This window comes from Ureibacillus endophyticus, from assembly GCF_003628435.1.
Classification (GTDB): Bacteria; Bacillota; Bacilli; order Bacillales_A; family Planococcaceae; genus Ureibacillus; species Ureibacillus endophyticus.
The window spans coordinates 20,017-31,188 of the sequence record NZ_RBZN01000037.1 but is presented as its reverse complement, the minus strand read 5'-3'; the positions used below and the strand labels follow the sequence as shown (position 1 = coordinate 31,188).

7 protein-coding genes are annotated in these 11,172 nt (G+C 34.3%); 3 read left to right on the top strand and 4 right to left on the bottom strand.

Annotation, left to right across the window (positions count from 1 at the left end; translation table 11 throughout):
* Positions 1-171 precede the first annotated feature (171 nt).
* Positions 172-1,881 (bottom strand): N-acetylglucosaminidase, encoded by a 1,710-nt coding sequence (locus tag D8M03_RS13110; protein ID WP_121215280.1) that lies wholly within the window; start codon positions 1,879-1,881, stop codon positions 172-174.
* 372 nt (positions 1,882-2,253) lie between these two features.
* On the opposite strand from D8M03_RS13110, the gene safA reads away from it, so the two are divergent.
* Positions 2,254-2,865, top strand: coding sequence for a SafA/ExsA family spore coat assembly protein (gene safA, locus D8M03_RS13105; protein ID WP_121215279.1), 612 nt, complete (start codon positions 2,254-2,256; stop codon positions 2,863-2,865).
* A gap of 108 nt (positions 2,866-2,973) precedes the next feature.
* Positions 2,974-3,681, top strand: a complete 708-nt coding sequence (locus D8M03_RS13100; protein WP_121215278.1) for a DNA alkylation repair protein — start codon at positions 2,974-2,976, stop codon at positions 3,679-3,681.
* Positions 3,682-3,930: 249 nt separating this feature from the next.
* Here the strand turns inward: D8M03_RS13100 and D8M03_RS13095 are convergent, their stop codons facing one another.
* Positions 3,931-7,023 (bottom strand): efflux RND transporter permease subunit, encoded by a 3,093-nt coding sequence (locus D8M03_RS13095; protein ID WP_121215277.1) that lies wholly within the window; start codon positions 7,021-7,023, stop codon positions 3,931-3,933.
* A gap of 94 nt (positions 7,024-7,117) precedes the next feature.
* Between D8M03_RS13095 and D8M03_RS13090 the strand changes: the two genes are divergently transcribed.
* On the top strand, positions 7,118-7,960 hold the full coding sequence (locus D8M03_RS13090) for a TetR/AcrR family transcriptional regulator (protein WP_121215276.1): 843 nt from the start codon (positions 7,118-7,120) through the stop codon (positions 7,958-7,960).
* Positions 7,961-8,007: 47 nt separating this feature from the next.
* Here D8M03_RS13090 and D8M03_RS13085 read toward each other — a convergent pair whose 3' ends face one another.
* Both D8M03_RS13085 and D8M03_RS13080 read right to left on the bottom strand, forming a co-directional pair.
* Positions 8,008-9,393, bottom strand: a complete 1,386-nt coding sequence (locus D8M03_RS13085) for a branched-chain amino acid transporter BcaP (RefSeq protein WP_121215275.1) — start codon at positions 9,391-9,393, stop codon at positions 8,008-8,010.
* Positions 9,394-9,612: 219 nt separating this feature from the next.
* On the bottom strand, positions 9,613-11,142 hold the full coding sequence (locus D8M03_RS13080; protein ID WP_121215274.1) for an HD domain-containing phosphohydrolase: 1,530 nt from the start codon (positions 11,140-11,142) through the stop codon (positions 9,613-9,615).
* Positions 11,143-11,172 lie beyond the last annotated feature (30 nt).

Below are 11,172 nucleotides of genomic sequence, written 5' to 3'. Positions count from 1 at the left end.
AAAAACAAGGCGCAACCTTTTCGGAATGTTTGTCAAGAGCGATTGTCACCTCGTGCGGAGAGTACTTTCCGCCCTGAACGCTTGTGATTTTCAGTTTTTCATAGAAGTTTTGACACTACCCCATCATAACATATAAAAAAAGCCGTCCCAAAGATTGGAACGACCTTTAAATTAATGAGTAGGGACAATTTCTACATTTTCCACTACTGTATATAAATCAGCATCACTAGTTGGTATTTCTGAAATTACACGATACCACTTTGGATCTTCTGAAGGGGTATTAGACAATGTAATCGGCATTTTATCTAAGCGTTTAATCGAACCATAAACTAAATACTGATATGCGCGGTTTGTTGGAGGTGTATTGATAACAATTGGTTCAGTTCGAACACTAACTTGTTCTGTAGTTGTAATTCCAACTTGATATTTTTTATAATCTTTACCGCCAAGTGCTTGATCAATTCGATACATATGGCCTGCTGTTTTAGATCCCCAATAAGGATCTGTTGCATAACGTACATTCATACCGATCATTTTATTCCCTAAAGCAACCCCGTTATATTGATAATCACCCATTTTAAGGGGATTAAAGTATGTTGAATTTATGCTATTGATAAAATCATTAATATTTTTATCAATAGAAGTGAAATATTTCGGAGAATCTTTGTCTACTACTGATGAACATGAATCGTTATGGTCAGGCACATTTAAACCAAATAAGTTGTTATAGTATTGAGCATGACAACTCATCCCATAGTCGCTTTCATGTATTGCAAGCGAAAGAATAAATAATGCATTTAAGCGCTTTTCTTTTTCAAGTGCTTTTAATTTAGTACCAAGTCCAATAAGTTGGCTTTTCGTTGTTGCGTTAGCATATTTCGATTGACCTGTACTTTGTCTTTCTTGAAGTACACTAGCAATATATCGATCTAGTTGAGCTGCAGTATAGCTAGTAGAAACACGTGGAGACACGTATTGGAAGTAGGAATAGCTTTTACCTACAAAATTTCCAGATGTGTCATAAAAGTTAATTCCATCTACACTATAATACTTCTCGCCATTTGTCATGAAGTTTGGTTTTTTACCAATTAAATAAGCACCGTCATATTTCCTTGTATTTGGGCGATACACGTAATGATATAATCCTGTGTTATTAGCTGTATAATAGGATTTCACATTTGGCGCAGGTATAAGTTTTACATCTTTATGCTTCACATACATTTCTTGCCCAGCTACATTGACTTTCACATAGTCTTCAGTTGAGTCTACATAAGCTAACTCATTATTTGCAGCAATTCCACCGTAATCTTTTTTGAATGCTGTATCCCCATAATAAACTGTCAAAACATTAGTAGAAACAATGCCACTAGGAATTTTCAAATATTCACCGTTTTTCATAATCCCTTGATTAGCCTTTAGGTTTCTATTTGCTTCTTCAAAAGTTTTGTAGTTTGCGATCTTTGAAGAAGTACCATCAGCTTGTATGGTCACAACTGAATAGCCTTCTGTAATAGTAAATGGTTTTGCAATTGCTTGATTCAAAGACTTTTTCTGGTCATTCACAATACCAGAAACTGCTTTTGTAATATGTAATGTATAAGATTGGCCAAGTTTATAGCCGTTACTTGGAGGGTGAACCGTTACAATTTTTCCGTCAAAAGAATACGTAACTTCTTGTTTTACGTTTTGGCTATTTGTTACATAAAGGGTGTCCTTATTGATAGTAGATTGGTCGACAGGATAGTTAAATGTAATCTTCCATTCTTTGTTAGTAGGTACATTTTCAACTTTATCCGATAAAGTTGAGGCACTAGCAATTGATGGGATAATTAGTAATAGTGCAGTTAAAAGCAAACAAATAAACTTCCATTGCTTTTTCATATATTAACCATCTCCTTTCTATTAATATTCTATCATTATTGTAGTTAAGGAAACTATTAATATAATTCAGAAATATTTATATTATTATTATTTTTTTCCTTTTATAGATTGCTAGATTATTATCAAATTTCCCCTTCATGGCGTCTGTATTAAAGAATAGATAGACTCAGAAGAAATTACCAAATTAAACATTATTACTTTTATAACAATTATTTCATTTGTTGAAGCCTTACTGTTTTTGGATTTTTAGTTTAATAGTTAATAAATGTAATAGTTTCGTAATAATGCAACCAAAAATTGCGGGTTTATAGGTGTTAGAAAACTATTTTAATATAGAGGTATAACAAGAAACAGGAAGGATCGATACATACAATGTTTAAGAAATTAAAAAAAGGTGTTATGGCTACTATACTTGGAGCATCCTTATTAATTCCAGCAACTGCACTAGCAGCAAATTCAACATATACAGTTACTTCAGGAGATACTCTTTGGAAAATCGCAGTAAAAACTCAAACAGGCGTTCAAGAATTAATTAATGTAAATCCACAACTAGCAAATCCAAATTTAATTTATCCAGGTCAAAAAATTAATGTACCAGACCAAGAAGGCCAAGCTGTTGAAGCAGAAGTGGTTCGTTTAGTAAATGTTGAGAGAGCGAAAGTTGGACTTCCAGCATTAAAAAATGATTGGGAGTTAGCTCGAGTTGCAGAACATAAATCTCAAGATATGGCTACTAAAAAATACTTTGACCATACTAGCCCTACATATGGATCACCATTTACAATGTTAAAAAACTATGGAATTAGCTATCGTTCTGCAGGGGAAAATATTGCACAAGGTCAACGTACTGCAGCTGAAGTTGTAAATGCATGGATGAATAGTTCGGGTCATAGAGCAAACATCTTAAACAAAAACTATACTCATATTGGTGTTGGTTACGTATCAAATGGTAACTACTGGACACAAATGTTTATTCAAAAATAATAAAATATTTACTCGCCGGGAACTAAAGATTCTCGGCGTTTTTTTATCGCCAAGTTAAATGTTAATATTTAATCATAAATAATATCTTTGAAAGAGAGGGGCAATAACTTGGATTTCGAAACAGTAATGCGTGAGCTTGAAGCTTTAGGTAAAGAACGGATGAAAAAGATGTACATTTCCAATGGTGCTCATGAGCCAGTTTTTGGTGTAGCTACAGGAGCAATGAAACCGATGGCAAAGAAAATAAAAATTAATCAACCTTTAGCGGAAGAGCTCTATGCTACAGGTAACTATGATGCAATGTATTTTGCAGGGGTTATTGCTGATCCAAAAGCAATGAAAGAGTCAGATTATGAACGATGGATTGAAGGAGCATATTTTTATATGCTATCTGATTATGTAGTTGCAGTTACATTAGCAGAATCAGACATTGCACAAGACGTTGCCGATAAGTGGATTGAGAGCGGAGATGAGTTGAAAATGTCGGCTGGCTGGAGTTGTTATTGTTGGCTCTTAGGAAACCGTAAAGACCGTGAATTCTCTGAAGAGAAAATTGCGAATATGTTGGATAGGGTGAAAAATGCAATTCATCAATCTCCAGAGAGAACAAAAGCTTCAATGAATAATTTTGTATATACAGTTGGGGTTTCCTATGTACCATTGCATGAAAAAGCAATCGAGACAGCAAAAGAAATTGGTATCGTGGAAATTAAACGGGATAAAAAGAAAAATAGTTTCCTAAATGCTTACGAAAATATTCAAAAGGAAATTGATAGAGGTAAAATAGGTTTCAAACGAAAGTATGTAAGATGTTAAGAGAGTAGAGTAGGGCGTTAATCTTTGTAGAATTGATGCTCATTGAATAGAAAAAGGTGTCTCACCATCATTGAGTGAGACACCTTTTTAAGTTAGATTTGGAAGAGAACTGAGCGAGCGTTCTCCGCTTTTCTATGTCCAGCTCCGCGCGTTAGCCGTTCGGAAACTTCGCCTTCCTTCTGCGTGTGCAAGCACACTTGTCAGAAGCCTCCAGTTTCCGTCACGGCTGAACGAACGCGCTTCGCATTTCTAATCCTCTTCTACTTCTTTACGGTTTTTCTTGAGCATTTTTGATAGGATTTCGTAAACGATTGGTACTACGACTAGTGTTAGTAATGTAGAACTTAGAAGACCACCGATTACTGTGATTGCTAAGTCTTTTGACATTAGTCCGCCACCGCCGCCGAATCCAATTGCCATTGGTATCATCGCACCCATTGTGGCAATGGCTGTCATTAGGATTGGTCGTAAACGTGTAGCACCGGCTTCTAAGATGGCTTCACGCATTGACAGTCCGTCACGTTCCATGTGTATGATTCGGTCTACTAATACAATTGCGTTTGTTACAACAATACCAATTAACATTAATAGCCCCATCATTACTTGAACAGAGATTGTATGTCCTGTAATAAACAGTCCAACGAATGCTCCGATTACCGTAAATGGTAATGAGAATAAAATTGAGAATGGTGCTAATCCTTCACCAAATGTTACAACTAATACAAAGTAAACAATACCAATTGCTGCAATCATTGCTACTCCAAGTTGTGTAAATGTTTCAGCCATATCTGCTGCAACACCTGCAACTCCTGTTGTTACACCTTTAGGTAAGTCAAGTTTGTCAATTTTCTTATCTGCTGCTTGTGAAGCTACAGAAATATCATCCCCAACAACAGTACCAGAAACCGTTGCATAGTATTCACCTTTGGAACGGTTAAGTGTATTAAGCGTTGTACCTTTTTCTAAAGTAACAAGTTCAGATAATGGCATCGTTGTACCAATACCTGTTTGAATTTCGATATCTAGCAATTCTTCTAATGTTTTTGGTGTCGCTTTTGCTTTTCGTTGAATAATTACATCAATATCTTTTCCATCTGACTCAACAGTTGTTAATACTTCTTTACTTCCTTTATCAGATAGAGCCATCACAATTTGACCAGTTGTTAAGCCATATTGTAGGACATGTTTTTGATCTACTTTAAAGACATTTTCTACGTATGGATCTTCAGCATCGCTTGTAATATCTTCTAAGTTTTTCACACCGACTAGAGCATCTTCTACTTGATCAACGGCTTTCATTAAGTCGTCTAAATCTTCACTGTAAAGAGTGTAGCTAATTTCATTTGATGACATCGACATCGATGTGAAGTTTTGTGATTTCCATTCACCTGATTGGCCAATGTTAAATACATATTCCTCTACTTCCTCGCGTGCTGCTGGGAAGTCTTTCATATCTGGGTCAAAGATTAGGTACATTAATGCACCGCCTCCGCCACCACCCATCATCATTGCGGCTGGATCTGCATTTTCTGAATCCGTTACAGATAATTGAATAATGTCAATATCTTTATGTTTCATTAACTCTTTTTCAACAGTTTCAATATTAGCTAACGTTTCTTCTTTTAATTCTCCTGCTGCAGGCGTGTAAGTTAAATACATTACCTTTTCTTCAGATGATCCCATGAAGCTAAATCCAATTAATGGAGTCAGAGCAAGGGAGCCAGCTAATAAAATAATAGCGATTAGAGACGTAATGATTTTATGATTTAACGCTTTTTCTAATACACCTTTATACCATAATGCAAGTTTGCCTACTTCTTTATGGCTCTTTTCTGTTTTCTCTCCGTATAGTTTTTTACGGAATAAGAAGTGAGAAAGAGCAGGAACGATTGTAATCGCTACTAGTAATGAAGCACCTAATGCAAATGTCATTGTTAATGCGAATGGCATGAACAATTCTCCAACCATGCCACCAACAAACATAAGTGGTGCGAAAACAGCTACAGTTACGATTGTTGAAGCTAAGATTGGTTTGAACATTTCAATTGTTGCTTCACGGATTAATGAACGACCACGAAGTTTTTCTTCTTTTAAGTGCATACGGCGATAAATATTTTCTACAACAACAATCGAGTCGTCAATTACACGACCAATTGCTACAGTAATCGCCCCAAGCGTCATGATATTTAACGTTATATCCATCCAATTTAATAATAACATTGCCATAAAGATAGACACTGGTATTGAGATGATGGAAATAATAGTTGATTTAAAGTCACGTAGGAATAGTAGGATAATTAATACGGCAATTAAACCACCAAATACAGCTTTTTCAACCATTGAGAAGACAGATTCTTCAATCGGTTCACCTTGGTCAAGAGTTATATCGACATTTAAACCATCAATTGCTTTTTCTTCTTCTTCCATTAAATCTTTCACTGCATTTACTACTGTTACAGTATTTGCTTCTTGCCCTTTTACGATTTGGATGGAGATTGCATCTTCACCATTCGTACGTGAAACAGATTGAACTTTACCTACAGTTTCAATCTTAGCAATATCACTTAGTTTAACAAAAGGAACTGGATTTTCAGCAGATGGTGTTACAGGTATCAGCATTTCTTTTAAATCATCAACGGTTTTAAATTTACCATCAATTGCAACAGCTTCTTCGCCGTCTACAAATTCATAAAGACCAAGAGAAAGTGCCATATCACTTGCTTGAACCATTTGCTTTACTGTGTCTTCAGTTAAGCCAAGTGCAGCCATTTTTGCTTCGTCATAAGTGAAATTTACTTCTTCGATGTGTTGTCCTGTAATTGTAGCCGAAGCAACCCCATCGATTTTTTGGATTTTTGGTAATAAAACATCTTCAACTGTTGATGTTAACTCAACAATATCTTCTTCAGAACTACTTACTGATAATGCAACAACTGGCATCATATTCATACTAATTGCCATGATTGTAGGTTCTTCTACAACATCTGGTAATTTGACATTATCTAAAGCAGATTCTAATTGGCGTTTTTTCTCATCCATATCCACGCCATATTCATATTCTATTTGAACTTGAGAGACGTTTGATGAAGAGTTTGAATAGACTGCTTTTACATCTTCAAGACTCTCAACGGCTTTTTCCATCGGTATGGATACTTCATTCATCACTTGCTCTGGAGTAGCACCCGGATATACACCCATAACGATTAAGTATGGAATAGAGATATCAGGTATTGATTCCATTTTCATACGTGTACCTGAATAAATACCCGATACTGTAATGATGATTGTTAATAACCATACAGCGAGTTTATTTTTCAGGACAAAATTAACTAACCCTTTCACTTTTACACCTGCCCTTATTTGACTCTTGTGTTTCCGTTATTTATACTAATGACTAATTGGTCAGTTGTCAACGAATGAGTAGGAGTGTTTACAAATGGTTAAAAAACAACTCATTATGGAAAAAGCCTTGGAGTTATTTGTTGAAAATGGTTTTGAATCAACTTCTGTACAACAAATTACGGAAAGATGCGGCATATCGAAGGGGGCTTTTTATCTCCATTTTAAATCTAAGGACGAGTTAATCTATTGTTTAATTGACCAGTTTATGAGTGACTTTATTGCCAAAGTTGAACAGTCGGTCAGTGAAGCAACACCATCGGAAGAATTACTATACAATCTATTGCACTTAATATTTAATGAGTTCCAAGAGCAAGCAAATATTGCAAAGTTGTTTATGAAGGAACAAGTTGTATCCTTTAATAAAGAATTATTGGAAAAAATGAAAATGTATCAATCAATGTTTAATAAAATGATTCTTTCTGTCGTGCAAAGACAATTTGTGCAAACGAATAAAAAAATGCATTTGGATCTTGTGATGGTGATTAATGGTCTTACAAAGAGTTATTCAGAGTTATTCTTTCTAGGCGATTGTTCTGTTGATATAGAGAATTTATGTAATTCCATTGTTGAGAAAGTAACAATTATTGCTGAGCATGCAAAGATTCACACTATTACACCAGATTATTTTGCTTCTACAAACGATGAAGTACAAGTTACGAGGGAAATGATTATTGAATTAATAGATGAGGTTATCATTGAGACTGAAGATCATAAACTTGTTCAAGAGTCATTAGTGTTATTAAGGGAGAATTTAATTGAACCTAATTTAAGTGATGTAATCATTCAAGGCTTATTAAAGAATATAAGAACACATGATCAATGTAAGTGGATAGCATTTCTTTATCAAATTGAGATTGAAAAGAATGGAGAAAGATAAAAGGTGAGTACCATGAATGTTTGAGTGGTACTCACCTTTTCTAATTATTAATTGTTTAGTTTACTATGTTTTCTTCCATATACAAAATAGAAGATAAGTCCAACTACAAACCAAATGCCGCATGCAATCCAAGTGTGAATAGATAACTGAAGTATTAGGAATAAACATGCGAGAAACGATAGTATTGGTAAGAGTGGAAATAGCGGAACTTTAAATCCACCTTTAGGAATGCTTTTATTTCTCCTTAAGAAAATTACACCTAGGGAGACAATCGTAAATGCAATTAAAGTCCCCATGTTTACTAGTTCTGCCAATGTATTTAATGGTATAAAACCAGCGCAAAAAGCAACAGCAATTCCAAAAATCCATGTATTAACATCTGGTGTTTTATGTTTTGGATTTAGTTTTGTCAGAACTTGTGGTAGTAAACCATCACGGGCAATGGCAAAAATGAGACGAGAACCACCATATAGCATAACGAGTATAACGGTCATCATTCCAGTTACTGCCCCTAAAGAAATCACACCTGAAATCCAATCATGTTCAACAATTTGGAGAGCGTAACTTACAGGATTACTTACATTTAACTCCGTGTAAGGAACAATACCAGTTAAAACTAATGAAACGGATATATATAGGAAAGAACAGATTAATAATGATCCAATGATTCCTATAGGTAAATTTCTTTGAGGGTTTTTTACCTCTTCAGCAGCGGAAGAGACTGCATCAAAACCAAGATAGGCGAAGAAAACGAGAGCCCCACCTGCTAAAACTCCTTCAAATCCAAATGGCATAAATGGCTGCCAATTTTCCGGTTTTACATAAAATACTCCAACTAAAATAAATAGTAATATAACTCCTACTTTAACAAAAACCATAATTCTATTTATTTTGGCTGATTCCTGTAATCCTCGAGTTAATAAAAATGAAATGATTAATACGATTAATACGGCAGGTAAATTAATAAAGGTACCCTCAGCTGGATTAAAAGGGCCTGTTAAAGATGAGGGTATCTTAATATTAAGGCCCTCTAATAAAGAGACTAGATATGCAGACCACCCTGTAGCTACGGATGCTGAGGCTAAACCATATTCAAGAATTAAAGCCCAGCCTACAAACCAAGCGAGTAATTCTCCGAAGATAATATAGCCGTATGTATAAGCACTACCAGTAACAGGAATTGCAGAAGAGAATTCTGAATAACACATTGCGGCCAGAGCACAAACAATAGCTGCTATCAGAAACGAGAAAACAATAGCTGGCCCCGAGTGACTAGCTGCTACAGTACCAGGTAAGATAAAAATACCCGTACCAACAATTGCACCAACACCTAATAATATTAAATCAAAGGCACCTAATGTTTGCTTAAGACGTACACCATTGTTTTTGCTTAACAATTCATTAATATTCTTTTTTCTGAACAAATTTGACACGATATACACCTATTCTTTTTATTATGAAGAAATACTACTATGATTACAGCTGTTGGTCAAATATTTATTATATGAAATGACGAATTTTATCGAATATGTAGATAATTTATAACAATTTGCTAAATTAAATGTTCTTAATTATTAAATATTTGTTATTTTTCTAAAATATTAAAAAGCTTAAATCTCTTGAAAAGGACTTAAGCTTTTAGAATTAAATAACTATTTAATTTCATTATTAATTTTAATAAATTCTTCTATATTAGATAGGAAAATATCTGTAAGTTCAGGATCGAAATGTTTTCCACGTTGCTCTTGAAAATATTTAATGATTTTATCCATCTTCCATCCTTTTTTATAAACACGGTCACTAATTAATGCATCAAAAACATCAACAATTGCGGTAATTCGACCATACAAATGAATTTCTTTCTGTTTTAAGCCCCTTGGATAACCAGTTCCATCATATCTTTCATGGTGTTGATGGGCAATAATCGCACCTGCTTTTAATATAGGACGCTCTGAGTTTTTCAATATATCGTATCCAATTTGAGCATGACTTTTCATTATTTCGTATTCTTCTTTTGTGAGCTTATCGGGTTTGTTCATAATGGCATCACTAATCCCGACTTTTCCAAGATCATGCATAGGGGAAGCAAGTTGTATAATTTCCGATTCTTCTTCTGAAAGGCCGTACTTTAGAGCTAACAGTTTAGAGAACTCAGCTACCCGTTTAACATGGTTACCAGTTTCTTTTGAGCGCATTTCTCCAATTTCACCTAATGTATAAATAATCTCGCGTTGAGTATTATCGATTTCTTCAACAAGACAAACATTTTTAAACGTTGCTGAAGTTTGAGAAGAAAATATTTCAACCATTCTCTTATCCCAATCTGATAATGTTCTACCTGTATAAAAATAAATGAAATAATGGCGATTAAATACAGTCCCTAGATAGAGTAAGAATGAATCGTTGCCAATAAAACTTTGCAAATTATTAATGCTATCTAAAACTTCCCTAGTGAAACTATTGAATAGGTCGTTAATTAGTATATTATCAAAAATTCCATTGTGAATTAGTATAGATGAATCTTCATTTGTTCTTTGTAGAAAAACACCGCCAATTTTGGATGAATCAGATAGATTGAGGATGGATGTAAATTGTAGCATGATGTTATTTACTAATTGATGTTTCGAAGTATCTCGTATAATTTTTGATGTAGCAGTAATAACATCTTCTAACCTATTTTTACTATCTTCTACTGTGAACAGATCTCGATAGGAACGTAACATAAAAATAACGGAAGTAAAAAGCTTTTGTGAAGTAAGTTCTTTTTTCTCTATACATTCATTGATATCTTGGGAAATAATTACTTCATTTATTGGCAATTGGTCTGGTTGATCAATCAATAAGAAAATTCTTGTTCTATTATTTTGTAAATCTTTACGTAAGTAATCTACTAAATGGACGCTACCATCTTTTGTTTCTAATTCTGCACTTAGAATTATGATGGCAATATCATCGTATTTAGACAAAAGCTGTTCAGCCTCTTTTGCAGAATATACATGCAAAAATGTAACAGGTTTCTGTTCAAACATGACATCCTTAAGTGTGTTTTTTGTTTGGTCGTGCATTTGTTGAGTAGCATCTACAATTAAAATTTTCCAACTATCTATATGGTTTCTATTTTTATTATCACTTCCGTTTTGAAACAAGCTTTGATCGTTGTCTTTTTGCAACTTTCTGTACATCAGGAACCTCCGCCAAAATAAAGGAATAAA